The sequence below is a fragment of the Pectobacterium versatile genome, from assembly GCF_020166435.1.
In the GTDB taxonomy this organism is placed as follows: domain Bacteria; phylum Pseudomonadota; class Gammaproteobacteria; order Enterobacterales; family Enterobacteriaceae; genus Pectobacterium; species Pectobacterium versatile.
The window spans coordinates 1-26,034 of record NZ_JAINZP010000034.1 but is presented as its reverse complement, the minus strand read 5'-3'; the positions used below and the strand labels follow the sequence as shown (position 1 = coordinate 26,034).

Annotated in this window: 27 protein-coding genes and 1 pseudogene; 9 read left to right on the top strand and 19 right to left on the bottom strand. The window is 40.9% G+C overall.

Features of this window, described 5'->3' with window-relative positions; translation table 11 throughout:
* The 19 genes from K7X24_RS21030 to K7X24_RS20940 form a co-directional block, all read right to left on the bottom strand.
* Window positions 1–1,563, bottom strand: a 1,563-nt coding sequence (locus K7X24_RS21030) for a hypothetical protein (RefSeq protein WP_224558195.1), incomplete at its 3' end; no start/stop codon positions are given.
* 10 nt (window positions 1,564–1,573) lie between these two features.
* Window positions 1,574–2,044 (bottom strand): hypothetical protein, encoded by a 471-nt coding sequence (locus tag K7X24_RS21025; protein ID WP_224558194.1) that lies wholly within the window; start codon window positions 2,042–2,044, stop codon window positions 1,574–1,576.
* A gap of 32 nt (window positions 2,045–2,076) precedes the next feature.
* Window positions 2,077–3,273: an IpaD/SipD/SspD family type III secretion system needle tip protein gene (locus tag K7X24_RS21020; RefSeq protein WP_224558193.1), complete on the bottom strand. Its 1,197-nt coding sequence runs from the start codon at window positions 3,271–3,273 to the stop codon at window positions 2,077–2,079.
* A 112-nt stretch (window positions 3,274–3,385) separates the two neighbouring features.
* Window positions 3,386–4,633 carry a hypothetical protein gene (locus K7X24_RS21015; protein WP_224558192.1) on the bottom strand — a complete coding sequence of 416 codons (1,248 nt, stop codon included), beginning with the start codon at window positions 4,631–4,633 and terminating at the stop codon, window positions 3,386–3,388.
* 45 nt (window positions 4,634–4,678) lie between these two features.
* A complete protein-coding gene (gene sctE, locus K7X24_RS21010; RefSeq protein WP_224558191.1) occupies window positions 4,679–6,565 on the bottom strand; it encodes a type III secretion system translocon subunit SctE in 1,887 nt (628 codons plus the stop codon).
* The gene (gene sicA, locus K7X24_RS21005; protein WP_318012714.1) at window positions 6,562–7,104 is read right to left on the bottom strand and encodes a type III secretion system translocator chaperone SicA; all 543 of its coding nucleotides are present in this window, start codon (window positions 7,102–7,104) and stop codon (window positions 6,562–6,564) included. Before sicA ends, sctE begins: the two co-directional genes overlap by 4 nt.
* 115 nt (window positions 7,105–7,219) lie before the next feature.
* Entirely contained in the window at window positions 7,220–8,335 is a 1,116-nt protein-coding gene (locus tag K7X24_RS21000; protein ID WP_224558190.1) for an EscU/YscU/HrcU family type III secretion system export apparatus switch protein, read from the bottom strand.
* A 19-nt stretch (window positions 8,336–8,354) separates the two neighbouring features.
* Window positions 8,355–9,119 (bottom strand): type III secretion system export apparatus subunit SctT, encoded by a 765-nt coding sequence (gene sctT / locus K7X24_RS20995; RefSeq protein ID WP_224558189.1) that lies wholly within the window; start codon window positions 9,117–9,119, stop codon window positions 8,355–8,357.
* 12 nt (window positions 9,120–9,131) lie between these two features.
* Window positions 9,132–9,386 carry a type III secretion system export apparatus subunit SctS gene (gene sctS / locus K7X24_RS20990; RefSeq protein ID WP_224558188.1) on the bottom strand — a complete coding sequence of 85 codons (255 nt, stop codon included), beginning with the start codon at window positions 9,384–9,386 and terminating at the stop codon, window positions 9,132–9,134.
* Window positions 9,383–10,054, bottom strand: a complete 672-nt coding sequence (locus K7X24_RS20985) for an EscR/YscR/HrcR family type III secretion system export apparatus protein (protein WP_224558187.1) — start codon at window positions 10,052–10,054, stop codon at window positions 9,383–9,385. The genes sctS and K7X24_RS20985 overlap by 4 nt, the downstream gene beginning before the upstream one ends.
* On the bottom strand, window positions 10,047–10,964 hold the full coding sequence (locus tag K7X24_RS20980; protein ID WP_224558186.1) for a FliM/FliN family flagellar motor switch protein: 918 nt from the start codon (window positions 10,962–10,964) through the stop codon (window positions 10,047–10,049). Before K7X24_RS20980 ends, K7X24_RS20985 begins: the two co-directional genes overlap by 8 nt.
* Window positions 10,961–11,926 carry a hypothetical protein gene (locus K7X24_RS20975; protein ID WP_224558185.1) on the bottom strand — a complete coding sequence of 322 codons (966 nt, stop codon included), beginning with the start codon at window positions 11,924–11,926 and terminating at the stop codon, window positions 10,961–10,963. The genes K7X24_RS20980 and K7X24_RS20975 overlap by 4 nt, the downstream gene beginning before the upstream one ends.
* Window positions 11,907–12,368, bottom strand: coding sequence for a type III secretion system protein (locus K7X24_RS20970; RefSeq protein ID WP_224558184.1), 462 nt, complete (start codon window positions 12,366–12,368; stop codon window positions 11,907–11,909). The genes K7X24_RS20975 and K7X24_RS20970 overlap by 20 nt, the downstream gene beginning before the upstream one ends.
* Window positions 12,352–13,647 (bottom strand): type III secretion system ATPase SctN, encoded by a 1,296-nt coding sequence (sctN, locus tag K7X24_RS20965; protein WP_224558183.1) that lies wholly within the window; start codon window positions 13,645–13,647, stop codon window positions 12,352–12,354. Before sctN ends, K7X24_RS20970 begins: the two co-directional genes overlap by 17 nt.
* Before the next feature lie 18 nt (window positions 13,648–13,665).
* Window positions 13,666–14,073 (bottom strand): hypothetical protein, encoded by a 408-nt coding sequence (locus K7X24_RS20960; protein WP_224558182.1) that lies wholly within the window; start codon window positions 14,071–14,073, stop codon window positions 13,666–13,668.
* 14 nt (window positions 14,074–14,087) lie between these two features.
* Window positions 14,088–16,139, bottom strand: a complete 2,052-nt coding sequence (locus K7X24_RS20955) for an EscV/YscV/HrcV family type III secretion system export apparatus protein (protein WP_224558181.1) — start codon at window positions 16,137–16,139, stop codon at window positions 14,088–14,090.
* Between the two features lie 49 nt (window positions 16,140–16,188).
* Window positions 16,189–17,307: an HrpJ domain-containing protein gene (locus tag K7X24_RS20950; RefSeq protein ID WP_224558180.1), complete on the bottom strand. Its 1,119-nt coding sequence runs from the start codon at window positions 17,305–17,307 to the stop codon at window positions 16,189–16,191.
* A gap of 16 nt (window positions 17,308–17,323) precedes the next feature.
* Window positions 17,324–19,102: a type III secretion system outer membrane ring subunit SctC gene (sctC, locus tag K7X24_RS20945; protein WP_224558179.1), complete on the bottom strand. Its 1,779-nt coding sequence runs from the start codon at window positions 19,100–19,102 to the stop codon at window positions 17,324–17,326.
* A complete protein-coding gene (locus tag K7X24_RS20940) occupies window positions 19,095–19,958 on the bottom strand; it encodes a helix-turn-helix domain-containing protein (protein ID WP_224558178.1) in 864 nt (287 codons plus the stop codon). The genes sctC and K7X24_RS20940 overlap by 8 nt, the downstream gene beginning before the upstream one ends.
* Window positions 19,959–20,357: 399 nt before the next feature.
* Between K7X24_RS20940 and K7X24_RS20935 the strand changes: the two genes are divergently transcribed.
* From K7X24_RS20935 to K7X24_RS20895, 9 genes and pseudogenes are all read left to right on the top strand, one after another.
* The gene (locus tag K7X24_RS20935; protein ID WP_224558177.1) at window positions 20,358–21,623 is read left to right on the top strand and encodes a PrgH/EprH family type III secretion apparatus protein; all 1,266 of its coding nucleotides are present in this window, start codon (window positions 20,358–20,360) and stop codon (window positions 21,621–21,623) included.
* The gene (gene sctF, locus K7X24_RS20930; RefSeq protein WP_224558176.1) at window positions 21,616–21,882 is read left to right on the top strand and encodes a type III secretion system needle filament subunit SctF; all 267 of its coding nucleotides are present in this window, start codon (window positions 21,616–21,618) and stop codon (window positions 21,880–21,882) included. The genes K7X24_RS20935 and sctF overlap by 8 nt, the downstream gene beginning before the upstream one ends.
* A gap of 49 nt (window positions 21,883–21,931) precedes the next feature.
* Window positions 21,932–22,255 carry a type III secretion system inner rod subunit SctI gene (gene sctI, locus K7X24_RS20925; protein ID WP_224558175.1) on the top strand — a complete coding sequence of 108 codons (324 nt, stop codon included), beginning with the start codon at window positions 21,932–21,934 and terminating at the stop codon, window positions 22,253–22,255.
* On the top strand, window positions 22,255–23,046 hold the full coding sequence (gene sctJ, locus K7X24_RS20920) for a type III secretion system inner membrane ring lipoprotein SctJ (protein WP_224558196.1): 792 nt from the start codon (window positions 22,255–22,257) through the stop codon (window positions 23,044–23,046). The genes sctI and sctJ overlap by 1 nt, the downstream gene beginning before the upstream one ends.
* The gene (locus K7X24_RS20915) at window positions 23,036–23,593 is read left to right on the top strand and encodes a type III secretion system protein (protein WP_224558174.1); all 558 of its coding nucleotides are present in this window, start codon (window positions 23,036–23,038) and stop codon (window positions 23,591–23,593) included. Before sctJ ends, K7X24_RS20915 begins: the two co-directional genes overlap by 11 nt.
* Window positions 23,571–24,239: a type III secretion protein gene (locus K7X24_RS20910; protein ID WP_224558173.1), complete on the top strand. Its 669-nt coding sequence runs from the start codon at window positions 23,571–23,573 to the stop codon at window positions 24,237–24,239. The genes K7X24_RS20915 and K7X24_RS20910 overlap by 23 nt, the downstream gene beginning before the upstream one ends.
* Before the next feature lie 6 nt (window positions 24,240–24,245).
* On the top strand, window positions 24,246–24,581 hold the full coding sequence (locus tag K7X24_RS20905; protein WP_224558172.1) for a hypothetical protein: 336 nt from the start codon (window positions 24,246–24,248) through the stop codon (window positions 24,579–24,581).
* 60 nt (window positions 24,582–24,641) lie between these two features.
* On the top strand, window positions 24,642–25,142 hold the full coding sequence (locus K7X24_RS20900; protein ID WP_224558171.1) for a lytic transglycosylase domain-containing protein: 501 nt from the start codon (window positions 24,642–24,644) through the stop codon (window positions 25,140–25,142).
* Between the two features lie 380 nt (window positions 25,143–25,522).
* Window positions 25,523–25,951, top strand: a pseudogene (locus tag K7X24_RS20895) (transposase); the annotation flags it as partial.
* Window positions 25,952–26,034: the final 83 nt, after the last annotated feature.

The following is a 26,034-nucleotide window of genomic DNA, read 5'->3' as shown; positions in this document are numbered from 1 at the left end:
GCCATCTGTTGAAGCATGCGCTGAGGCGCTATCGCCCACAGGCTGTTTCAGTGCAGCTGTAGCCACTGGCTGCTGACTATTACGACGTGAGACTGGCGGCGTCATCGTACCGTCTGATTCATCACCTGATACATCGTCTGTAGAGACAAACGATTGTGACCTGGCCTCTGTAGCCACTGGTTGCTGACTATTACGACGCGAGACTGGCGGCGTCACTGGCATTTCTGATGTGCCATCTGTTGAAGCATGCGCTGAGGCGCTATCGGCCACAGGCTGTTTCAGTGCAGCTGTAGTCACTGGCTGCTGGCTATTACGACGCGAGACTGGAGGTGTGGCATCTCTATCTATCTCTAATTCGTCGACTGATTCATAACCTAAATCAGGGGCAGTATGTTTCTCAGGCGGTTTCATACCAGACCCACCAACACCATTGTGTTGTTGATGTGGCACTTCAGTTTCTGGGCTATTATGCGGTACGTACGATCCGACACTTTCCAAGTTAGGGATCACTCTATTCAGCCCCCCCCCCTGAATTCTGTCCTCGTAAACATCCAGAAAATGGTGCAAAAGACCAACTTTCTGCTCATTACTCAACCGAGACTTCAGCACGCTATCGGCAAACCCACTGAGTGGATCCCCATTGTTGACACGCCCGTTTCCTGGGTTTGGATAACCATGATTTGTTGCTGTTGCTTTGCTACCATATACCTTAACATTCACACCGCCATTGTCTTTTCCCTGAAGAACGACATCTGGTGCTTTTGCAGGGGCGTCGCTCTGTGGTGGTGTCCTAAGGTCAGGCACGGGTGGCGGTGAGTCAGCGTTTTCGGATTTGTGAGATCGTAATGTCTTAGCGATAGTTATACAGGCGTCTTTGAACGATGTAGTCTTTAATCTCATATCGCAAAAAAGATCTGGGGATGTAGATTCAAGTTTGGTGAAATAATCTACATAATAGTCAGCCACATGATCACAGCGGCTCTTTTGCTCATTGAAAATGGCTTTATCAGTGATATTTTTTTCATCATATTCAGGATTATGTGTTTTCCAAGCATCCTTACAATTATTAATATATGATTGTTTAAATTCAGGAAGTGCAATTTTACTGTGTTTAACGAGTAACGGGTGCAATAATTTTGAGATTGCCTTCTCTTCCGCATTTCTTTTACTTTTGCTTTTAATATTACTCGCTTTAACCAACCTATCAATAATATGATTAAATTCTTCTTTATTCTCTTCAGAAGAATACGCCATGCAAATTCCGACCAAGCCCCCAATTTCACGGTATTCTCTGGATAATGCTCCATTATTAACCGCTGCATGGAATTTATCAGAAAGAGCATAGCGTGCCATTGTATTGAATAAATCATTGGCTAATTTAGTATCATCTGGTTTTTTTTTAAAATCTGACAAAGGTTCGTTATTGACGCTAACCATGTTACTGAGAGCGGTAACGTTACCCTTTTCTGAGTAAGAAACAGCATCTCCTGTGATGCTTTTATTTTGCAAAAACGCTGAGTTATTGGTGTGATTAATTACAGGGGAACTGGCAATGCTAGGCATCAGAAACTCCTTAATTATCCGCTTTACAGCATAATAAGCGCGCTAAAAAAGATAAAGGGGAGCTGTCAGCCCCTTTAGGTGCATCACTTTTATCTAATCCGTTGTTATTGCCAGCATTATTTCTAGTACTATTACTAACATTATCGCTAGCGTTATTGCTCGGTATGTTACGATGAGTATTGACAGCATCATTCACTAGATGAAACCTACCGTTTTCGAATTTGAAATATGGTTCACGGCGTAGGTTACCCTCCCCTACCGCAGTGCTAACGGTTTTAATATTGGCTATAGCAGAAGAAGGGGGATATTGAAAATTAGGTTTCGAAGGAAAACGAGGCTTTTGAATGCCGTAAAGATGATCGTCTGGGGTAGGTGGGCTCTTATCTATCTCACGTTGCAGACGACCAAAAGCATCATAACAAAGCGCCGGATCACGCTCATGTCTATAGCTCTCACTCACGGTTCCATTGAACACATACATATTCTACCTCCATAATAAATCTTATAAATTAATCACGATAAGGATTTTAAAACATCTTTCGCACTTTCGCCTAACGAACTAATTGCGCCACTTAACACTTTATTTAAATTATCAAAAGCACTATTCGCTTGGCTATAACGCTGGGCGAATGATTGCATATTACTTTGCAATGCACTACCTGCCGAATTAAATGTCGCTAGCCAAGCTTGATAGCTAGAGGTAGAGGCTTCAAACGTTCCACGGTCAGGTTTGTCTTTTGCTGACGGGCTGGAATCTTTTACTGTATTGTTATACGAATCGAGATTAAATGTAATATCGCCTTTATCATTGACATGGTAAGCAGGCGCAAGCGTGGTTTTCATATAATCTTTTTCTTTCTCATCCATTTGATCCCAATTTTTTACACTGCCCGTAGGAGAATGAGCCTTTATATAATCGTCAAAGTCCTTATATCCCGCATTAGTTTTATCCAAATCAAATAAGACGGTATTCCCGTCTTTACCTGCAGATATCGCCTCTGAGGAGGCCTTTTGCACATGGTTATTATATGCCTCGTACATATCAGTATATTGCTTCATTAATTCAGCATAGAAATCAACATAATCTTCTTTTATCGTTTGAATCGCATTAGCAATTGCCGACCATAATTCCGCATAGCTAGTGCCTGTGGTAAATTCTCCACTACGCTTGCCATTTTCATTGCTATCCCCAATGTCATCTTCCGCAGTTTTAGCCATATTTAATAGAGCAACAGATAACTGACTGCCCGTATATTTAGCAACTAATCTATTATTACTCATTTCATAGTGAATATCTTCAACTGCGCGAGCACATTCCTTTTCAAGGCATAGTGTTTGATTCTTGAAATCTTTACTATTATCGCCAAAGCGTTGTGCATGACTAAATGCGACATCCATTCTCCGCAATGCACTCCCCATCTTGCTATGTTCAAAACCTGATTTACCGATATCAAAATCATGTTCCATTAGCAACTTTTCAATCTTATCTAATTTTCCCTTCGCCTCAAGCATAGGGCTAGGGCTAGGGCTAGGGCTAGGGCTAGGGCTAGGGCTAGGCTTATTCTCTGAGGTAGTTAGTTGGCATAAAAGTGCTTTTAATAAGGCCCCATTGATTACTGAGCCGACATGAGGGTCAACATTATTTTCACTCACATTATGATGAATATAAATTGCCCCGCGTACTTCTCCTGAGGAGATAGCAGAAGTCATAATAGATCCCTATAATAAATATTTAAAAAATCGACAAATCGCTTTATTAAAAATAGCAGCACAGAAAGGCGGAGATAATATCCCCGCCTTCCTAGTCACAATATTAATGCTATTAACGTCCAGCCATGGCCGCTGTGGTCTCATTCTTACTACGCAAGATATTTTCATACATCTGGCGCATTGTAGTCTCCGTTTCAGCAGTTTTCTTGGCTGTTTGCTGCTGCGCGTTTGAAACTTCATTATTGACGGATTGATCGGCACGCGCCAATTCAGCTTCTTTAGTCTCTCTGGATGCAGAAACATTGAAGGCGTTTTCAGTCACCTTCTGGCCAGATTGAACCACCTGGTTGCCATATTCTGCAACAGAGCGCGTCCTATGCCCAGCATTAGTTATTTGAGCATGTTTATCACGCAGAATAGCCGCTTCCTGAAGCTGTGCCGCACGTGAATGCGTCATACCTGACGTCACTACCGCATCCGGCTGTGTCCCACCGCTCACCATAGAATCCGAACTGGTGGTGACCGCACTTCTGTTATCGTTAGCGTGTCGTTCTATAGTAGAGGCCTTCTGCACATTCGTCTTGATTGATGCAGAGTCAGCTTTCAACGCTTTTACTGAGGTAAATGTTGTTGCTCCCTGCCCAGTAATCCCCATAGCACTAGAAGAAATGGCACCTGTGAAATTCTGCTGCGCGGCGCCAACAGTCCGCTCGCCTGAGCGCATTGCTGAATTCACCGCAAATTGTCCAAATTGCGCTGACTCTTGATTACGTAAAGCAGCCTGTTTAACCAACATGCTAACAATAGCAATGTTAGCTTCTAGCATACTCAGGTCGCCCATTAACTGAGGAATGACCTTTTTAGCAGCATCTGCCGCCGTAATATCCGCCCCCCCAGCAACAGATGGCATTGCACGAGCATGCCCACTCGAGGAGGTAGCATTCACCGTCGATGATTCCGTCGTCAATTTATCGGCTTCACTTATTTTATTATTTGCCTGGGTGATATTAATTTGTGAAGCGATTAAGCTTGGGGCCGAAGCAGCAACACAATAAGGCTTATTGACACCCGGCTCTTTCGACAGGTTTTCAGATAATTTAACCAATTCCCCCACCCGTTCAGCACTAATCCCCCCTCCCTGCTTTGAAGGAACAGATAGAGTTGGTTTAGCCTCTATATTATCTGGCATTAAACTTCGGTTATATAAATTCTGAATACCAGACTGTATCACCAGCGAAGTGGCATCTTTTGCCCTCTCCACTTTCCGAGGAGAAATCGTATTTTCTGCATTCAAAGATTTATCAATCTGAGGTTGATACAAGTGCTGCGTCGATGCACTAGAATTAATGTCAATCGCCATAATAAATAATCTCCTATTTTTATAAAAAAGAAATGAAAGATACAATCACCCAGCTACAGCGCTCATTTTTCTGGCGATAAATTTTCCCGCCTGCATTTGATTATCAGCAACAGTAGAAATATTTCTAATAATTTCATTAACACTTTCCAATCGCCGACTATAGTCATTAACTGCGCGATCCATCATTTCATTTAGCATACTCTGTAGAGCAATATTGTTTATCATATTCGCTCTTATTTTTGCCGCCTTAACCATCATATCCGCAGTAATAATATTTCCTGTCGCTTGCATCGTGGTATTGGCAAATGAGGCGACGGTTGTTGCCATTTTCATGCGTACAGCCATCTGCGCCATTTTAGCCGGATCCATACCCATTCCACGACCAAGCCCTCCGCTCATTTTTTTAATCGTCTGGCCGACCACGTTATCCATCATTTTTTGCATTGTGGATTGAACAGCTTTTTTCGCAACGTCACCACCGAGCTTTTTCATGACAACTTCGCCAAGTTTACTTGCAGCGCTGCCAGCGACCATCATCGCAGCAATCAATATCACTGCCGCACTAATCGCCCCCAGAATTTGGCCTACAAGCTCAGATGTATTTTTATCAAGACCAAATGATTCAAGAACCTGAGCATACATTTTGGCCATAAATTCCATCAGCGGCTTTATCACATGCTCCATCAAAGGCTGCAGTGCAGCCTGCATGAAAGAATAGCCATCATTAACGGCCTGGCATATTTCGTCACCAATTGCTAACGCTAGCCCTACAGCCGCGATTGCCAGAGAGGCCCCTCCCGTAAAGGCTGCCCCAACAACCCCCACTACGGTGATCGCCCACCCCAAGACTTTAGCAATGCAACCCATGGTTTTTTGCAGTTCTTCGGCTTTGCGAACCTGTTCATCGTATTCTTTCGCCTTTTTTTCCGCATCTTTGGCGGCGGCCTCAGAGAGTTTCTGTTTAAGTTCAGCCGAGGCGCTCAGATCCTCATTCGCACTCTGGTTGAGCAGCTGTGATATCAGAGCCATTAAAAATGTGAGGCTTTTCGTATTCTCATCGCGCTCTTTACGTTGAGCTTCAATGGCTGAATGCTGCTGTGGGGAAAGAGAGGCCACCATTTCTTTAGATTTAGCTTGTGTCGTATTGAGTTCCGACCGAGAGGCATTTTCCGCTTTAATTGCGACCGCAAGTGGGCCTGTTACGAAATTGTCATGTTCAGACTTTGCATTGGCCAAATTAGCTTGAGCTGCCGCCACCGCTTTTCTGGCTTCCTCAATTTGTTGTTCCAACGCAGGAGGAACAGGATCCTGCTCTGCAGCCTGACGCTCCAGACCACTTAACGTACCCTGTGCTTTATTTAGTGAAGATTGTGCATTACTGATATTCTGTTCCAGCTTATTCGCTTGATTTTGCGCCGTTTTTAGAGAATCAGCATCGTCGGCCCACTGCATTCCCTGAGTTTCGAGCTGCGCGGCCAGTTCAGAATAGGCTTTTTCCGTGCCCGCCATCATAGCGTTATAGCCCTGCACCTGCGCATTCAATTTTTCAATTGAGCTATCGTTAGTAAGCTGGGCTATTTTTCCTAAAAGTGCACTCATTTCGGCAGAGGTGCTGAGGCGTTTGTCTGCACCCGTATTGGCCTCCTCACTTCCCCGCGGTAACGCCAATTGGGGAATATCCTGCTGGGCAAGATCGGCTCTCTCGCCGTTACCGCTCATTGCCTGATTCGTATTGTGCAGCACCTTCATTAACTGCTCAGGTTGTAGTACCTGAATAACGCTTTTAACTTGACCTAATTGAGGATGATTTTTTAATGCCGAGTTCCCGAAGCGTTTCGTCAGATCGTTCTGTCTTTTTAATTCTTCTTGGCTAGCCTCCATCCCTCCCCTGATGTAATCGAGAGTTCCAAAACCATCAACCTGCATATTCATTTCCAATCCTCACTTATTATTTTTTTTCCAGAATCATCTACCTCATCGTCATTATTAATTTCATTTAATGCTAATAGGTAATTCTGAGATTTTTCATTCAGTACGGGATCACTGCATTTATCAATAACAATTTCAAAACACTTCCTAGCTTGTACTGCACGGCGCATCATCAAATTACACTGACCGGCATAAAACATCGGTCGGTAGTCACTCTCTGACAATGAATAAGACAAAGCATAGAAATCAATCGCTTTGGAATAATTTTTTTTCAACTGATAGACGGCAGCCAATCCCATCGTATACTCTGGGTTATAAAAATCATAAATACACAAAAAACGAAAAAGCGATTCGGCGTCGTTTAATTTTCCGTGGTGGTAAAAATCATACGCCAGTTTATAAACATCACTCATTGTTTCATGAGAAACGCCATGAACATCTTTTAATGTCGCACCATGCTGAATAGATTCAATGATACCAATTGAGTATTCATAAATTTCATCTTCATTATCGGGCATATCCGCCATATTTTCATTAACCATTCTAACCTCTTACACCATTGATTTAATTTCCCGAATCGGCCCGAACATGGACAGCAAAAACCATAAAACCATCTTACTATTCAGTATCACGGCTTAATACAAAAAAAACGCACAATTAAGGATTTTTTGTTTCTGAAGGTGGATCAACCGATTCCAGCATATTAGTATCTTCTTCTACAGTATCGGCCGGCCGTTCAATCCCAGCGGCTTCGACTTGTCGCAACCAAATGAGTATATCCATAACGTCCATTAAGACATCATCATTCATCGAGATAAAGCAGTACTGGGGATAAGCGTGGTAAATTCGGCGCGTCAGTAAAATATGACGAATAACTGGCACACCTATTTTTTCCGCATAGGTAATAGCAGCTCTCGCTTTCATATTCGTGCTACGAAGAGCAATAAATGGGAGCATGGCCACTTCTGGGTTGAAATAAATAGCAATTGCAATATGGGTAGGGTTCGCAAGCACGACTTCAGAGTTCCTGATAGCCGCCATCTCTTCCCCTGAAAGGATTTCCTGATGAATTCGGCGTCTGGCGCTTTTAATTTCTGGATTACCATCATTCTCTTTACGCTCTTGTTTAACCTCATGTTTATCCATTTTAATATCACGAAAATGAATAAAATACTCAGCAATAAAGTCCGCGACCAAAACGCACAAAGCCCAGGCAATAAAAACTAACACGGCTTTGACCGTCAGAGCACTCCAAACGCTAATAAGTTGAACAATATTACCATTATAAATATTTAATATTTGTTTGAGATCGTTATGTACCAAGCTGTAACAGGTACAGATAAATACTATAAGATAGCAGATGGACTTAACGAACTCTTTAACTGTTTGCATACTAAAAATTTTCTTCACACCTGCAACAGGATTTAACGCTTTAAAATTCATTTTTATCGCTTTTGAAGCAATTGAAAAGCGTGTCTGTAATAAAGTAATCCCAGCACCTACCAGCACACAAACAGCAATAAAGGGCAGCGTAATCTTCAAAAAAACGAATGAAATCTCCATCATAAAATCGCTTATATTCATATCAGCGTTATGCAACAACGCTATATGATAAAGAGAGAAAAAACTATCAAAGTTAATAGCATAAGACAGGAAGTAAACCCCCACAATCAGGATCATCGTGGTAGTAATATCCTTACTTTTAAATGTTTGCCCTTTTTTTGCAGAATCTTTACGTCGTTTATCCGTTGGTTTTTCTGTTTTTTCAGCCATAATCGTCGCTCTCCCTCCGTCAGGATAGAAAATTCTGAAACATCGTCACAGAAAACATCCTCAAAGGTTTTTCTGATAACGCCTGAAAACCGTAGAGAAAAAAAATAATAAAAGCGATGAAACTTTTAATGGTTAGTGATAACGAAAATGAATTGAGCTGAGGGCAATAACGCGCGAAAATTCCAAGTAAAACTTCTGCGATCATCAATACAATCAGTACCGGCGCAGCCAGCATCATACTGCTCTGTACCAGAATCATCAGCAAATTCCCCGCTTCCATCCAGTTAAACCCTTCAAGTTCACTGCCGCGCGGAAAAGTGAGATAACTTTGTGCCATCACTTCCATCAACAAACGCATGCCATTCTGAGCAAAAAAAATCGCGCCGAATGCAAAGTTCAGAAAGCCAGACAATACCGAACTTTGTACACCATTAACTGGATCAATACTGTCGCTGATCGTTGCCCCACGCTGGTTATCAAGAATTTCCCCCAAACTAATCACAATCCAAAAAGGTAGACATAAGGACATGGCTAATATTAAGCCAACAATACACTCTTTCACCAAAATAATTAACCAACCTTGTTCTGGTGAAACAAGTTGCTCAAAGCAGGGCCATAAGCCAATAATGGTAAGAGAAATTATCGCGTTCTTAACGATTAGATTTGATAGTACACGTTCCCCTAATACGGGCAACATATAAAAAACTATCGCTAATCGTGCGTAGGCCATAACAAAAATGAGCACGTCGTGCTGGAAATTAAGGTAAAATGCAGCAAACAGCATAATTTTATCGTTTCATCGAAACGCCATATAAAAAGCATCAGTCGTGAAATTAATCATTTCAGCAGAAAACCACTCAATTAACATAAAGAAACTGGCAAATACCGCCAACATCTTTAGACCAAATGGCAGAGTTTGTTCCTGTATTTGCATTACAGTCTGAAAAAGTCCGACGATAACACCAACTATCGTAGCAAAAGCGATAGGTACTGCCGTAAGTTTTAATACAACGAGCAGCGCAGAATTTCCGATAAATAAAATATTATTCATGACATCATCAAATCAGTATATTGTGAAATCAATCCCTTGGTTAACAGGCTCCAGCCATTCATTGCAACAAAGAGAATCAGTTTTATGGGAATAGATATTGTTACCGGACTCATCATCATCATTCCCAGTGCCAATAAAATACTGGACACCACCATGTCTATAACGACAAAAGGAACATAGAGGTAAAAAGCAATTTTAAAAGCACTTTGAATTTCACTTAACGCATAGGCAGGCATCAGTGTCATTAGTGGCAAAGCACTTAGTTCATGATCGTCAACCTCTGGTTCAGGTACAGCTTCATTCTGTTGCTGTACTTTGTTGAAGAAACGAATCAGATCGTGATCGGAATAACGCACCAAATATTCTCGATAGCTGCCTAATCCTTGATCTACTAGCTGCGTAACTGAGCGACTATCATTGAAATCAATATTATTAGTTTCTATATAACTAGAAATTCGTTGACAAATCGGCATCATAACAAAAGCAGTTAAGATAAGTGCTATACCATTCAAGGTTAACGTAGAGGGTACTTGTTGAATGCCAAGAGCATTACGTACCATAACTAATACAATAGAAAATTTAATGAAACAGGTTCCCCCTGCAATAATAAAGGGTAATAGTGAGAAAAAAGATAAGAGTGCGATTAAAGAAATATCATTATTAAGCATCTGAATAACTCATGTTACTACCTGAAAGAGTACCAAGCTGATGAATTTCAACCGCTAGCGTACCGTTTTCCAATGCAACTAATTCTCCATGGGCAAAATATTTCCTATTTAAATAAATTTTTATTTTTTTCTCAGCCTTATCATTGAGTGGCAGTGAACTACCGACCGTGATATTTTCTAAATCTGCCAATATTACACTATGGCTATCAAGAACAAATTCAATATTCACTGGGATATTTGACCAATCAAACAACACTTCTTCTTCGCCACAATAATCCTCCTGAAATTCATTTAATTTTTCTTCCACAATAACCTCCTGGCTCTGGTAACTAAAACGAAATAACCTGCGCTCTCCGATAGTCAAAATCGGGGAGTAATTCTTAATCAGTAATAAATCTCCGGCGGCAACATCAACCAGCACAGAGAGTGGTAACCGGCTATGGCCTAAAACGTATTGTAATGTAAAGGGGAGGTTTTCCAGCCATAACGACCCCATATCACCTTCTGCATACCCACTCGGCCAAGTAAGACACAATAGCCGGCAGGGCTGCGCAGGCAGGGAAAGTAGTTTCTCCGGCAACGGATAAGTGGGTAAAGCCAAATGTTGTGCATACCAGACGGTTTCCTCTAGCATAAATGCAAGTCGCATGGTGTCCAACCAGCGAACCAAATAGTCAATCGGCACTTGTACCCAAGGGATCCCCGGCAGATGCGCATTCATCTCCAGCAGCCAGAGATCAACATCAAAAAAAGCTTCTGCTTCCACACCCTGTTCATTGTGCAGTAACACATACAGATAACGACAACCTGGCTGCACCGTGATAATTTGGCCATCTGCAAAGCGACTGCAATGCTGTTCCAACACCGTTTGGCTAAGGCTTTTCACGCGTAAATGGCTGCGTAAACTCATTCTTGTTCCTCATCCTGAGCATTTTGCTGCTGCTGACGGCGTTCACGTTCCTCGCTATCTTGCTCAGGTTTCAGTAACTCTGCCGTATGGCCTGACAAATGCACCATTTGCCTAGATAGAGCATCAGCGGCACGAGTATCTGAAGGTAACAACGTAATATTCGCATCGCGCCTTGCCTCAGTCGGGATAGAGATCTTGACTGAATGATCGCCAGCCCAACGCTGGAACGGATAATCGATATCGAATGAACGGCTTGCTGCATCAGGCTTATTATCTACAGAGACAGCAGAATGTTTTATCGTTTTCTCCAACATGGCGTTCATCGGAGAACGCTGATTCTCATGGCCCTTTGTAATTTCTGTACGTTGTGCCTGCATCTGTAATTCCGCAAAAAAAGATGAGTGTGCGTTCGTTATAGCCGCATTAGCCGTGGTAGACTCAAGTGCTGATTTTTGTTTGCCATTCAAAATTTGTTGAGCGGATAACACACTCTGCATCAACGGCACATTGGCATTAACTGTATTATTTTTACTGATTTCGATACTGCTGCTGTTACCCGAATTGGGCTTATCATTAACGGCCACAGCCTGCTCTTTTCTTGAAGAGCGCTCGCCAGGCAGTTCGGACCCATTAATTTTCACTGCAGCCAGAATCGACGTGCGACGCTGTTCACCACTGATAGCTAACAATACTGCCGCAGTTGGCGATTTTTTTGCAGCATGGGGAAATTTCCCCACATTGTCCTCTGCGGAAAAATAGCCTCCTCCGTAAACCTGATTTTTACTATCCGGTAGTTGGATATAGCGCGCTACGCTGGCAGCAATCTCTATGATGTCATCATCTTTTTTTTCTTCTTTCTTTTTATAGACCTGCTCTACAAAAGAGTCTTTATCTAAAGGCGTATCCGTATAGATATTACCTTCATTTTTAACTATCGGTGTTTCAAAAAGCCTTTCTACCATAGCCAGCTATCTCCTGAATTTCATTTTCGATATTATTTTCACCACGGCGTAAATACTCACGACGGATTCGCTGTAAATAGAAAGAAAGCTTGTAATGCCTTTTATCCAACACTGTCATTGCCGCACGATGTTGTTGAAGTTTTTTCTCTTCAAGATCCTGCTCGCCCTCAAGCTGCTTTATTTTTTGAACAATAAATTGTTGCTGATTTAATAAAGCACCTTGACGCCGAATTCCTGCATAAATATCATCCCGACTTATCAAGCCGGAAGGTGTAAGTTTTTTCATTTGCTGATCAATCGACATACTTTCTTGTCGATGCTGAGCAATAAGTGATTTTATTTGTGAAAGGCGATTTTCAGCTGTAGCAATATTACCGTGTAAGATTTCCTGCTTATGCTCCAGCATCTGTACGAATCCACGCCCTCTATGCCACGCATTCATACAATTTCTCCATACAGGCCTGTATTGCTGTTTTCTCTGTCAAGCATTGTTTTAGGAACACTTCCATTTCACTCTTCTTATCAAAGGCTATATCGTTGTCTTTATTTTCGCCACGACGATACTCACCGAGATCAATATAAAGCTGCATATCTCGTTGGCGCACCAGAAGCTCACGAAACCGCATCGCCAACTTCTGATGTTCACCATCGGTCACCTGCTGGAACACGCGGCTAATACTTTGCAATACATCGATAGCAGGGTAATGGCCTTTTGCCGCCAATTTTTGACTCAGATAAATATGACCATCCAGAATAGAACGCACTTCATCACCAATAACATCCGGCTCTTCTTCATTTTCTATCAGAACCGTATAAAAAGCGGTGATTGAACCGGTCAGAAAGCGCCCCGGACGCTCCAGCAATTTTGGCAATGCCTCAAAAACAGAAGCCGGATAGCCACGCCGTGCTGGCAGCTCTCCCATACTTAGTGCAACATCTCGCAGAGCGCGAGCATAACGGGTGATCGAATCAATAAACAGCAGTACATTTTTGCCTTGCTCGCTAAAAAACTCGGCGATAGTAGAAGCAACTTGTGCAGCATTACAACGCTCGACACAGGAACGGTCAGAAGTGGCATATACCAAAATGATTTGTGACCGCCTAGAAGAACGGCTGAGCGTTTCAACAAATTCTGTCACCTCACGGCCACGCTCACCAATCAACCCGATGACGTAGATATCAGCTTCAGAGTGCTCAATAAGCATACTCATCAAGGAAGTTTTGCCACATCCAGCAGAAGCAAAAATACCAATACGTTGTCCGCGACCACAGGTGAGTAGGCCGTCAATAGCTCTAATCCCAGTCGCTAAAGGGGCGTCTATCGGTCGTCTTTGAGTAAAATCACGCGGCATCCCACAGGCTTCAAGATTCTTACCACCGATGATTGGCATGACCGGACTCTCATCCAGGCGCCCGCGAATGTTTCCTGTCGCGTCAACGATCGCACCAGCCATATTTTCATGGAGCTCGACACGGAATGGCTTTCCGGTTGGTAGCAACATATTGCTACGAGAAAAACCTTGATTATCGGTGAGCAAACTCAACAAGGTATGCTCCTTATTAAAGCCAATCACCTGAGCAAAGCCCAATACCTCTGGTTCAAGTATGGATTTTTGGATTTCGCATATCTCGCCAATTCGCGTACTAGGAAGATGTGCTTCAATAATATTTCCCTGAATACGTAACGGATGAGCAAGATGAACAAGACATTGCGCGACCATGTTGCTAAACCTCAGTTATTACGCCAGTGCAGCACGATAATCCTGCATAATCGTCAGATAGTGATCTAACATTTTCATAAAGGCATAAGAATCCGTCAAAGATTGCTCTTTCACCTGTGCACGTAGCTCTAAATTTCCATCGATAGGATATAGACAAGGCTGACCAGTATAGAAAATTTCTTCATGATAATTAAACATCACAGGGAAGATATTCGCACTACAATAAGATAATGAGGAAATATTGTAGTCACAAAGCTTCGCCCATATCCAAACGCTGTCTTCTTCACTCTTAATATGAATAGTAGGAATATCGTTTCTCATATTGAGAGAGATAGTCGAGTGATTACTTAAGTCCTCATTTAGAACATCGGTAACGCCGGATTCATTTAACATATCTGTGATCAATGCTACAACATCATGTTTCATTTAACTACCTCTATTTAGTTTTCAAGAGAACCAATGACATCAACATCCACACCAGAGGATATTTCACCGAAAGAAACCACTTCCATTTCGGGATGACTCCCCTCAATTATTTTCTTTACAAATCGGCGGATATCAAGAGAAACCATCAAAATAATATCCCTGGCATTAACACCATTATTCTTTATGCATTCTTCAAGACTATTAACAATATTTTCCGTCTCTGGGGGGGATAAATTAATAAATGTCCCGCCGGATGTCTGGCGTATCCCCCCACGCACCGTACTCTCCATATCATGGGACATGACCAAAGTTCTGATGCGGCCATTGACGGAAAAACGGTTCGAAATATAGCGAGATAATACACCTCTCACATGCTCAGCAAGCATGATAGGATCTTTTTCCTTAGGCGCCCACTGAACCAATGCTTCAAGAATTAACCGCATATTTCTGATAGAAATACGCTCCTGTAGCAGACGTTGAAAAACCTCAGTGATGCGTTGAACAGTATTATTTCGATAGCACTCTTTCAGCAACTCAGGATACTTTGACTCTAGATCATCTAATAACGTCTTCGCCTCTTGAATGCCAAAAAACTCAGAAATATTATGTACCAGCAGCGTAGAAACACAGGCGTAAAACTCATCGATTGCATTGCGGGTATAGTAGCCCAATTGACGAACTTTTTCACTGCGTGAATCTGGGATCCAATAAGCATATCCTTGAGAAACTTCTATCATCTTGACACTATTATCAAGCATCATTAGTTCATCACCACGCAATAATATTTTACTCATCCCTGGAAAAACGTCATATACAGAAACAGTAATTTCATTAATCGCGACACTTAATTTTCCGCGCTCAGCGTTTTCCTCATAATTCATCAGAACATCTGGCAGGCGTACGCCATATTCGATAAAAAAATTACGTTTAAGTAGAGAAGAAAAGTTATGCTCCTGAAAATATTTTTCGTAACCTTTCCATGCAGTGATAATCAGCGGTATTGTTTCTGGTATATATTCACCATCAATCATAACGGGTTTACTCTGCGTCCTGCTTTTTTCTTCCGTTTGTAAATTAGCCGTATTCAGATTGTTCCCTTTCTTTTCATCTAACCGATGTTTTACAAATACCCCCAACAAAATAAGCGCGAGTAAAGTAAAAACTGGCAGAGGGAATCCTGGTAACAGACCGAGGGCAAACGCTAAAATCGCAGTAATAACCAGAATAAATTTGTTAGAGAACATATCCTGTATGATCTTCGCCCCTAGGTTATTGTTCTCATTGTTGTTTACCCTAGTTACGATCAATCCACCGCTGATAGAAATGAGTAGCGCAGGAATCTGAGCAACCAATGCATCACCAATCGTCAGCAGCGTATAGAGCGATAACGCTTGAGACATGTCCATACCATGCTGTATGACACCAACAGAAATGCCACCAATCAGGTTAACAAAAATGATAATAATACTGGCAATCGCATCTCCCTTGATAAACTTCATTGCACCATCAAGCGCACCGTAGAGTTGGCTTTCAGCTTCTAAGTCAGAACGACGCCGTTTTACCTCATTTTCGTCAATCACACCGGCTTTAAGGTCAGCATCAATGCTCATCTGTTTGCCAGGCATCGCATCAAGAGAAAAACGCGCAGCCACTTCAGCGATACGCTCAGAGCCTTTAGTGATGACAATAAATTGCACAACAGTCACAATGAAGAAAATAACAAAACCGACGATCAAGTTGTCCGCAATGACAAACTCGCCAAAGCTGGTAATAATCTCACCAGCATCTGCGTCTGCCAAAACCAACCGACTGGTACTAATAGATATTGCCAACCGGAATATTGTACTAATCAATAAGATAGAGGGAAATGTAGAATAATCTAAGATCCTGTTAATATAGAAGGACCCTAAGAAAATGAGCAAAGACATGGTCAAATTAAGACCAATTAAAAAATCAACCAAATAGGTCGGTAATGGAATAATCAGCATTACCACGACCATAATCATCATCACCAGAATAATTAACTCTGGTCTTGACCGAATTTGTGAAGCGAAATTTAGTAGCATTTTTACCAACACATCAATTAGAAAAAAAGATTATCAAAAAAATGGGTATTTACTTGTAAAACTCATTCCATATTCCCGTATTTTTCTCTTTTTCACTCAAAGAAGTCATTAATGCAGAGATAAAATCCAGCACAATATCCCGATATGCTGGATCTGCATAGAGAGAGCTAGGTGTACTATTATAAATATTTCGTAACGTTTGAATAACCGTCGCACGTTGCTTCATTAAGAGCAATGACATGTATTCATGACTAAACGTTTTCAACACTGATTTAAAATTATCAAACTCAATTAACCCCGTCATATAAAGCTTCACTATCTGTTCTTCGCCAACGATCTCCTGTTGATTTCTCATTTGATCGCGGAATGGGAATTCAAAAAACTTTTCACTCAGGGAGTGATCCAACGTATGGAGAACACGCGCATCAGAAAGTTTGGCGCTTAACGGACCAAATTCATCAAAATGAATGCCAGGCTCATTCGCTTTCATATCCGCCACCAAAGCGGATAGCGTGAAAGCTAATAATCGTTGACGATTATGGCAACCATATTCATCAATCCAATCTTGATAGATAAATCCTGCTGGCAGATCTAACTCAAGAAAACGTAGATAGCTACTGCGTAAATCTTTCGCTGAAAGCTGTTTATTCCCTTCAGCTTCACTAAAACGCCTGGCAAGACGGCCAACATTGATACCTGACTGCATTTTTTGCCTATCGCCGAATTTTTCTAAATCTTTAATCGCTTCTTTAATTTTTTTCTTTTGCAGTTCCGATAGTTTACGGCTAAGCATCAACTCACGCAGTGCCAGCATTAAATCGCTATCATTAGGGAAAAGCCCTCGAGCAAGATTAAGAAAATTACTCAAATCCCGAGTTTTAGCAACCTGCTTGATAAGCGAGCCAAGTTTTTCATCGGCCTTATCTTCAAGCATTGAGGATACAAAATCATTATCAGCTGAATCATTCTTCCGGCCGGATTTACTAAAACGCCCAAATGCGCTGAGCAAATCTGCCATTTCCTGGGCCGCATTGCTTATTTCCTCATGTAGGCTAGCCAATGGAACCTGTTCCACGGCCTCATCAGGCGCATTATGAGGCACACGATTACCCGTACTTTGAAAATTAAGGCGGTGAAATTCTACGGCCCCAACAGAACGAATAGACATTTATCAGCCCCAGCCTTTATTGTTTGTTCATATTTTCACGGAGCATCGACACCGTTGATTTCAACGTGACCTCACTCCCCGCCAAAGTACGACCTAAAACCGAATTATCGCCACCATCACGCCCCTGCCAAGTTTCCCCATTTACCATTAACCGCGGTTGAATGAGAAATAAGCGCACCATTTTCTTGTGGCTCACATAGCTATAATCAAATAATTTCCCCAACAAAGGAATGTCACGTAGCACAGGAATGCCTAGGCTATGGTGTTCATCCTGATCTCGGCTATAGCCCCCGACTAACAGGCTATAACCAACGGGAACACGCGCCTCCGTACTAATTTGAGTATTATTGACCATGGGGATGCTATCCACATTATCTGTTTTACCATCGATATTAAGCGGTAGGCCACCATCCTGAATATTGAGAATCATTTCAATTTCCTGCTGGCGTGGGGATAACCGTGGTAGCACACTAATCATAGTGCCATAAGTAATCTTTTCTAATGAGGAGGTACGTTCTCCTACCAACTTGGCGTAAAAACTACTGTTATTATCAAACAACGCTGGTACATTTTCCTGAGTCAAAATTTCCGGTCGCGAAACAACCTGTGCATTGCCTTTTCGAGCAAGTGCAGAAACGTCTGCCAGAAAGTTAAAACTGTTCTCTGGTGTTAACGAACTAGTATTAAAAGTAACACCGCCATTGGATATTTTTGCTGCGGCCTGCCAACGAACACCTAATTCATTAATATCATCTTTAGAAATATCAATAATCCACAATGAAAGCTGAATTTGTTGCTTCGGTATATCAATGGCGCTAACCAAATCTTCAACAAAACTAACCTGCCGTTCTGAGCCTTGAACTAATAAGCTATTGGTGGCGGAGTACGCTACGATATTGATACTATTCTCGTTCGTAGGTTCACCAATGCCGCTACGCGGAGCTGCGCTGGTAGTACCAAACGACGGTAAAGGAGGAAAATTACCACGCTGATTAGCGGAAACCGCTTCCAATGCATGCTGAGTATCAGTATCAACAGTAATACGGGCGCCCGCAGGCGCTGCGCGGTTGCTTCCGTTACCATAAGAGTTATTCAGTAACTGATTGAGCACCGTAGCGATCCCAGGGACGGTTACCGGCGCATCACGCTGCGTATAGGTGCGGTCATTAACAAAAGCGTTCTTTAATTTGATGACACGAATTATACTTTCTCCTGTCCCTGGCCTGGCATAGGTCGCATCAATATACTTTGCAGCCGCCGTGATCAATTCAACATAGACTGGTGGCCCAGAAGCATAAAATGACCCCGCCTGCCCATTAGAACGTAACGGAAAACGCTCATCATAAAGGCCAGAAGACTTAAGATAAGCGACCAGACGATCAAAAGGGGCATAAGCCAATCTAATCACACTGCTCTGAATTTCACTGGCATCATAGACATAAATAGAGCTACCGTCATCGTACCAAATGAGCCCCGTACGCGAAGCTAATGTACTCAATAGCTCTTTCGGGCGGCTGAGGTCAAAGTTACCAGAAACCCGTTTTTTAGCTGCTTCAGTACTGACGATTATAGGTTTATGTATTGCTCCACCTAAAACATAAAACAATTGTTGAACGCTGTTATTATTGGCAACATAAATATTCTCATCTTCACGGGTTGAATCAAAACTTTCAACCGGATACACCTGTGAATTTCCCTTATCAATCAGTTCCGAAGAAACCCCGTGACAAAATAACATTCCAATCATAGCGATCAGTATATTACATTTTTTTTTGTTTAAAAATTTATTACTCATGAAGAAAACCTTTTAACTTTTTAAATTCCCGCGGTGTAATACCAAACAATGATTTTATTTCACTAGAGAAATGAGATGATGAGGCATATCCATTATCTCCAGCGATCATTGAAATAGAGTTATCTTTCTCAATAAGCTGCAGAGCACTATATGCTGCACGCCATAGCCGTAATTGTTTTTTAGGCCCACAAGAAAATGCGTTATTACACAACTTCCTAAAATAGGACTCAGACACACCGTAAATTTTACAAACATTATACAGTTTATGTGTATCTCTACTTTTGTCATCACTCATCAATTGTGATAATAAAAAAGAAGCTATCCAATAGCTTTCTATGTTGCGTACAAATGCAAACATGTCATCAATAGAGCTTTCGTTCTGTCTTAGTCGATAACTTATCACCATATCAAAGAAATTATTTTTTTCATTCTCGACTAATGAAAAAAAGCAGCGTTTAGACGTCATTGTGGCAGGGTTTTTGGTAGCGTCATTATCACTATCAGAAACCCTGCTGCATGTTTTTTCTTGATAATCTAAAAAAGAAAATAGTGTAGTTATCTGTGATATAGGAAAAATCTCAACAATCCATTCACCTTGTAATCTTAAAACCATGCTATCCTGAGTTGCTAGCACAGCTGAAGCAGAAGCGTGGTTCTGATACTCACCATCATTATTAGTTGAGCACATGATAAAAGATAGCACTGAATATTTATTCACCGGCCTAGCAAACAATAACACATTATTGAATTCCAGTATTTCATCCCGTAAAAAACCACGAGAAAAAGAGCTTAAATTATTTTCACTGGGTTGTTTAATTCCCAAATGATGGCATGGTGCCTGTATCGTATTCACCATAAAACATTTACCTCATATCTTGTTTAAAACCCTATACCTAGCTATCAGAAGCAATATGCTAGATGAATGTGTGATTTAACTCTAAATTTCGATATCTGTTTTTTATCTAATAAGCATAATCTAAGCGGGGTTTAAACTATCAGAAAACAAACCATCGTCAATAAAACTTAAGTAATTTCGTGAATGTTTTATTTTTTTAAAAAAAATCAAATTTAAATCAAAAAAAACTCAACAAAGGAAGGTTGAATTAAAAATAATCCCACCTATAATCCCAGACGGTAAAGCGAAGCTCACTAATTCCGACTCAACACCAGTTGTCTAATGTTCAATTGTTCAATATAAATAAAAGTCTGAGTTTAACGAAAAATCGTAAAATGGTTCATTTTTATGAATAACCAAATGAAAGAAAAAATTGACGACATACCACAAAGAGATCTAATAGATAATTTCACAATAAAATTATTGTTCGGCCCTATGTTTGGTTGCGAACTGAATATTACTGCTGCCGATTATTTTTTGATTGTCAATCCAGGTTCTGCACTACAGGATGAAACAGCAGCAATTTCATCTGTACAAGAACACGCAATACACTACACATTAAATACACTGTACATTCCCTGTAATGTACCCTCACCAAACATAATATTACGTCTGTCACAACGACTAGAAAATGAAGGAAAAACTGGATACCGTATAGAGATCCTTGATGTTTTTGGGAATGACGGTGTACTGGTTAATGAAAATGAGATATTCACGCATGAACACATCTGCTTTGCTTTCAAGCACAGTGAAGAAAGTTGGTCTGAGGATGTACTAAACTACAACCAACCCCCTACACAGGAAGAGGTTTCAAATAATTATGATTTCGCTAGGATTTTTAACATAAAGAAAAATCGAGCGATCATTTTTGGCCTATGCGTTCTTTTTGTATTGTTAATTGCGGCTTCTATTGTTTGGTATAAAAAAGTAGAGTCCGATCGACATGTATTAACACTAAACAACGTACTTTCCGGTTCACCATCACCGTTGGAGATTGTGAAAAGCCGTGACGATAAAACTATTTTTGTTCTTGCACAAAAATTGCAGGAAATGGAATGGGCACAAGAGGCTCTATTCATAAAAATTAAAGAAAACCAGAATGTAGTTCCTATATGGTTGACCCAACATAAACAGGATGTTGTGGCACAGTTGTACCAAGCGGGATACCCAGTTCTGCAACTTGACTACAGCTCTCCCCAGCACCCTATTCTGGCTATTTATCTGTCGTTATCCAAAAAGGAAGAAGAAAATCTAAAATCTATTGTCCTTCAAAAAATCCCCTTTGCTACGGACATAACACTTATCGTTAAAAATAAAGATCAGTTATTGAAAGAAGCTAAAAAAGGACTCGATCGATTACATATTTCTTATCGGAAAATAAATACCGTTACCGGTTATTCACTGATAGTACGTGATGCACTCAGTGATAGCGTATTGACCTCCTTAAGCCGATATATACAAAATTTCAACCACCAGTGGGGTAGCAACATTATCAATTTCTCAATCAATCTTGATGAAAATTGGTTGCAGGATAAGTCCTATGTGGATTCATCTAACGGTTACCTGTTTTTAAACCCTCGCCACTGGTACTTTCCAGTGAAAAAAAGAGACATAAATTATGACTAATATGACCAGAGAGACGCCAGAATCCAGCAACGGTTATTTCCTGGATGACATTTCCCAAGCCTTTGAAAAAGGAGCTGAGTCAATGATGACTCAGCTAAATGACGCACAGGCTAAACTGCAAAATGATCCATCCAATCCATCAGTATTAGCCGAGTATCAGTCAAAGCTTCAGCAATATACTCTTTTCCGTAGTGCACAAACCAGCACAATAAAAGCCTACAAAGATATTGGGGCTAATATTATTCAAAATTTCCGTTAACTTTTTTGGTACAGAATTACTCTGTACCTTTTTCTATTTAGGATATAATATGAGCCACCCAAATGAAGCATTATTGTCACTAACTCAGTTGACCCCAGATATTTCTATACCAGAAGATAATTTGTCTGTCCGTGTGCATGATCAAAATTTTAACAATATGGTTTCTAGCACGTTCAATAAAATTAGCGAAACAGATATGCAATTCAAAAATGTAATTAATATATTAAGTCAATCGCCAGAATATACTAGCGATCCACAAAAATTATTAATGCTACAAAGCTATATTGGTGAGTATAGTAACTACGTATCTCTTGTCAGTACGTTAGCACGTAAAGGGGTCAGTACCATTGAAACACTAGAAAAATCACAATGATGATAAAAAAAATATTTCATACGATCGGCATTTTATTTACAGTATTGATGCTGTCTGCTTGCCATGAAGATGCTGTTCTCAATAATCTAACTCAGGAACAGGCTAATCAGGCTCTCGCTGTTTTACAACAGCATAATATTGCCGCACAAAAGGATGGCACGTTGAAATCGGGCTATACAATTACCGTTGACCGTACCGAAGTCACTGCGGCACTTTCTATTATCAGTCAATATCGATTGCCTTGGTCTGCCGATGTACAAATAGCTAATGCATTCCCCGACAGTTCTTTAGTTTCTTCACCGAATGCAGAACAGGCTCGCGTTATTTCTCTACAAGAACAAAGACTAGAGCAATCATTAAAAATCATCACGCAAGTAGTTAATGCTAAAGTACATATAAGTTATCCCTCTTTCACTAATGAAATAGGGAATAAAAAAACGAGTGGACATGTTGGCATTTTAATTTCTTTCAAAGGAGAAATTGACGAAAATACTTTTATTGCAAAAATTAAATTATTGATTAAGAATAGTATAAATGATATACGCTACGAAAATATCTCTGTCGTACTTTTTTCCGCACCACTCATTCAATATGCCTCACCGATAAAAGTACCTGTTTCTACACCAAGCCTGTGGACAATGCTTCTGGCCGCTATTGCAGTATGCGCAACAGCAATAGCCACGTACGTGCTCTATAAAACTAGTCGGCGGCCTCCCATAGACCAAACGAATAGCGATATACCAACAGAGAAGGAGTCACTGGATAAGGAACCGCTTGATCGTGAAACCTAACATAGAACAGATGATAGGCATTTTATACTATCCAGTGAATTACACCGATCAGAGTCATTTGCCAGAAGAGTTGCTGATAAATGAAATATGGGATGATACGCTGATAAATTACTGGTTACTTACTCGGTACAAACTTGAGGATCTACCAGCAAACAAGACACCATGTGATCCAACATCATCACTTATATTCACAAATTGGCAGCAAATGCCCACGGTTGCCCACCTAGTAGGTGGATATTTGCTACGTAGCCAATTATTGAGCCAGGGGGCGTCGTTGTTGATGGATCACCGATTACTAGCATTTATATCTCTTCCCCTTGTGCACCATGTAGCCATGAAAAATGTAACACAGCATATAGATACTCATGCCTGGGGGGCGGCTTTTATTCTTAGTCAGCTTACTGATTTCCCGATAGCACTGCGGCAACGTCTTTTTCTCTGTTTTCCAGCAAAAATGGCACTGCCAACATCGCAGATAGCAAGGCACCCAGACCATATCAATTTGTTAAGAATGGCAATCACTTATGCGAACGATTACCAAAAATGAATTACCGCAAAACCTCAGTAAACTCACATTGATTAAATCCAGCGAGAGGGCTAGATATCGTCGTATGGCCAATGCACTGGAAAGAACACTCGAGCGTTGCAGTGAAATTCATGAAGAATATGAATTACACACTGTTAGGTTAAGAGAAAATTGCGAAAAAGAGGGCTTTTCAACGGGGTTTCATCTCTTTTTTTCTCAGTTAATCATGATGCTAGAGCAATATGAAAAGCAGCAGAATTCGCGTATGGCTACCATGCGCGAGAATTTGATTACGGCATTAAAATCTTCGTTACACGATCCTGTTATTGTTGAGCGAATTATTCACCACTTGCAAGAAAAATGCGGACATCAAAAAGATCTCAAAATTGTGATACCAAAAATTATCCCACTTCCCGATGGGGTCGATACTTCTCATTATCAATTCACTGATGATAATCATATTACAGTACAGAATGAAACAGAGGCAATCAGGTTTCCTAGTGAATCACTTTGCTGGGAATGGATTCACTACGCAGATAATGAAACACACACATTAAACAAAAAAATAAACAGCATTATACCAGATACACTCACTAGCATTGCTGCACAGTTAACTTTATTAAGCCAGAAAGAAAACGACAGTGGAATAATTAGCAATAAGGAATAAAATTAAATGAAAAGTATTGAAAAAAATATTCATCATGATTCGATATATAATGTTAACCCTGCCAAAAATGAAGATTTTAATTTTCATGAAAAAATATTAAAATGTGTTCATGAAAACCATCTTCATTATAGTGGAAATGAATTCTTAGAAAAATTAGCGTTATACTCACCCAATACATTAAAAGAAAACTTACACACACCCACAGATGAATTAATAACAATTACAGATGATGCCAACACCCCTCTTGATGATAAGGAATTATGCCTTTTAATATTTTTAAATGCATTTATGGCGCGCATGTTGCAGCCTGATTATCTCCTTTCATATGATGATGATGATTAATTATCATATCACAAAATAAATCGGACTAACGCCTCCCAGTTTAAGGCTGGGATATATACCATGATTAAAAAAAATATTATTTTCACCCTGCCATTTATTTTTTCAACGCTGGCAAAGGCCACAACACAGCCGAATGATTGCATTACTGAGGCTGCGATGTGCTTTAAAATCAACCCATTATTAATTAAAGCAATTATTTGGCAGGAATCTGGAAATAGACAGCATGCCATAACAAAGAATAAAAACAACACAATAGATGTAGGTCTTATGCAAATAAATAGCATTCACTTTAAGGAACTTAGCTCGATAGGTATATCGGAGAAAACACTACGCGAGAATAGTTGTGCTAACGTGTTTTCCGGAACATGGATACTACATAAGACGATTCAGCGGCATGGCTATACCTGGGATGGGATTGGGAACTACCATTCCAGCACTCCGCACCATCATGATAAATACATAAAAAAAATCATCTCAATTATCGCACACAAGAATCAAATATTAGGAGGGATACACGTTACGTCACAGGATAGCGTACATCAAAAATTCAAGTGTAAGTGAAATGCAATTAAGAAACACTAAACACCACTTTAATATACTGAAAGTAATTAAATTTTCAGGGAAAAGCGCTAGCATTTTGAACAAAGCAACACATTAGCATGCAAAGGTGAGATGCATATGTGCCTCGTAATACATCAAGTAAGGTCAATTCATTGGAATGAATTTGACCAACCGTTGGTTGGTCTTCGGTGAGAGACATTCTGTCTCTCACCGAAGGCTTACTCAGATAAGTAGTTCGGGTGACTGACAAACCTGCCTTTGGCTGGTTTGAACGCTGCTTGCAGCGGCCCCAATGGAGCGCGTGTGCTAAGTAACGTAGCCAACGCGCATGCAACTTGAAGTATGACAAAAAATATGGAACGGAAAAGCGGGATACTTACAATGCAGTCTATCCTATTGTTTATCTTGACTGTATCGTCCTGAAAGTTCTGCAGGATAACCGTGTGATCAATAAATCCGTACTCCTGGCGTTGGGTATCAATATCGAAGGTCAGAAAGAGTTACTGAGTATGTGGCTGGCCGAAAACGAAGGCGCGAAGTTCTGGCTCAGCGTGCTGACAGAGCTGAAAAATCGCGGGCTGAACGATATCCTCATCGCCTGTGTTGACGGGCTGAAAGGCTTCCCGGATGCCATTAACACAGTGTATCCGGAAGCGCGGATCCAGCTATGAATCGTCCATATGGTACGTAACAGTCTGCGGTTCGTCTCCTGGAAGGACAACAAAGCAGTCACTCGTGACCTGAAGGCCCTCACGGAAGAGGCAGCGTTGCAGGTATACGGCACATGGGACAGACGCTATCCACAAATGCGCGTCATAGTCCCGCAGGCTCAGATGACCCCCCTGCAGGGTTTTGATACGAAACATAGCCGTTTCTGCCACTGAGCGACGGT

What these genes read in the sequence shown, in the direction of transcription:
- K7X24_RS21025 (WP_224558194.1), bottom strand. Translation starts at nt 2,044, where the DNA reads ATGTATGTGTTCAATGGAACCGTGAGTGAGAGCTATAGACATGAGCGT.
- K7X24_RS20950 (WP_224558180.1), bottom strand. Translation starts at nt 17,307, where the DNA reads ATGTCTATTCGTTCTGTTGGGGCCGTAGAATTTCACCGCCTTAATTTT.
- sctJ (WP_224558196.1), top strand. Translation starts at nt 22,255, where the DNA reads ATGATAAAAAAAATATTTCATACGATCGGCATTTTATTTACAGTATTG.
- K7X24_RS20910 (WP_224558173.1), top strand. Translation starts at nt 23,571, where the DNA reads ATGCGAACGATTACCAAAAATGAATTACCGCAAAACCTCAGTAAACTC.
- K7X24_RS20975 (WP_224558185.1), bottom strand. Translation starts at nt 11,926, where the DNA reads ATGGTAGAAAGGCTTTTTGAAACACCGATAGTTAAAAATGAAGGTAAT.
- K7X24_RS21020 (WP_224558193.1), bottom strand. Translation starts at nt 3,273, where the DNA reads ATGACTTCTGCTATCTCCTCAGGAGAAGTACGCGGGGCAATTTATATT.
- K7X24_RS20980 (WP_224558186.1), bottom strand. Translation starts at nt 10,964, where the DNA reads ATGAGTTTACGCAGCCATTTACGCGTGAAAAGCCTTAGCCAAACGGTG.
- K7X24_RS20985 (WP_224558187.1), bottom strand. Translation starts at nt 10,054, where the DNA reads ATGCTTAATAATGATATTTCTTTAATCGCACTCTTATCTTTTTTCTCA.
- K7X24_RS20955 (WP_224558181.1), bottom strand. Translation starts at nt 16,139, where the DNA reads ATGCTACTAAATTTCGCTTCACAAATTCGGTCAAGACCAGAGTTAATT.
- sctC (WP_224558179.1), bottom strand. Translation starts at nt 19,102, where the DNA reads ATGAGTAATAAATTTTTAAACAAAAAAAAATGTAATATACTGATCGCT.
- sctI (WP_224558175.1), top strand. Translation starts at nt 21,932, where the DNA reads ATGAGCCACCCAAATGAAGCATTATTGTCACTAACTCAGTTGACCCCA.
- K7X24_RS21015 (WP_224558192.1), bottom strand. Translation starts at nt 4,633, where the DNA reads ATGGCGATTGACATTAATTCTAGTGCATCGACGCAGCACTTGTATCAA.
- K7X24_RS20905 (WP_224558172.1), top strand. Translation starts at nt 24,246, where the DNA reads ATGAAAAGTATTGAAAAAAATATTCATCATGATTCGATATATAATGTT.
- sctF (WP_224558176.1), top strand. Translation starts at nt 21,616, where the DNA reads ATGACTAATATGACCAGAGAGACGCCAGAATCCAGCAACGGTTATTTC.
- sicA (WP_318012714.1), bottom strand. Translation starts at nt 7,104, where the DNA reads ATGGTTAATGAAAATATGGCGGATATGCCCGATAATGAAGATGAAATT.
- K7X24_RS20900 (WP_224558171.1), top strand. Translation starts at nt 24,642, where the DNA reads ATGATTAAAAAAAATATTATTTTCACCCTGCCATTTATTTTTTCAACG.
- K7X24_RS21000 (WP_224558190.1), bottom strand. Translation starts at nt 8,335, where the DNA reads ATGGCTGAAAAAACAGAAAAACCAACGGATAAACGACGTAAAGATTCT.
- sctT (WP_224558189.1), bottom strand. Translation starts at nt 9,119, where the DNA reads ATGCTGTTTGCTGCATTTTACCTTAATTTCCAGCACGACGTGCTCATT.
- K7X24_RS20935 (WP_224558177.1), top strand. Translation starts at nt 20,358, where the DNA reads ATGAAAGAAAAAATTGACGACATACCACAAAGAGATCTAATAGATAAT.
- K7X24_RS20940 (WP_224558178.1), bottom strand. Translation starts at nt 19,958, where the DNA reads ATGGTGAATACGATACAGGCACCATGCCATCATTTGGGAATTAAACAA.
- K7X24_RS20960 (WP_224558182.1), bottom strand. Translation starts at nt 14,073, where the DNA reads ATGAAACATGATGTTGTAGCATTGATCACAGATATGTTAAATGAATCC.
- sctS (WP_224558188.1), bottom strand. Translation starts at nt 9,386, where the DNA reads ATGAATAATATTTTATTTATCGGAAATTCTGCGCTGCTCGTTGTATTA.
- sctE (WP_224558191.1), bottom strand. Translation starts at nt 6,565, where the DNA reads ATGAATATGCAGGTTGATGGTTTTGGAACTCTCGATTACATCAGGGGA.
- sctN (WP_224558183.1), bottom strand. Translation starts at nt 13,647, where the DNA reads ATGGTCGCGCAATGTCTTGTTCATCTTGCTCATCCGTTACGTATTCAG.
- K7X24_RS20970 (WP_224558184.1), bottom strand. Translation starts at nt 12,368, where the DNA reads ATGAATGCGTGGCATAGAGGGCGTGGATTCGTACAGATGCTGGAGCAT.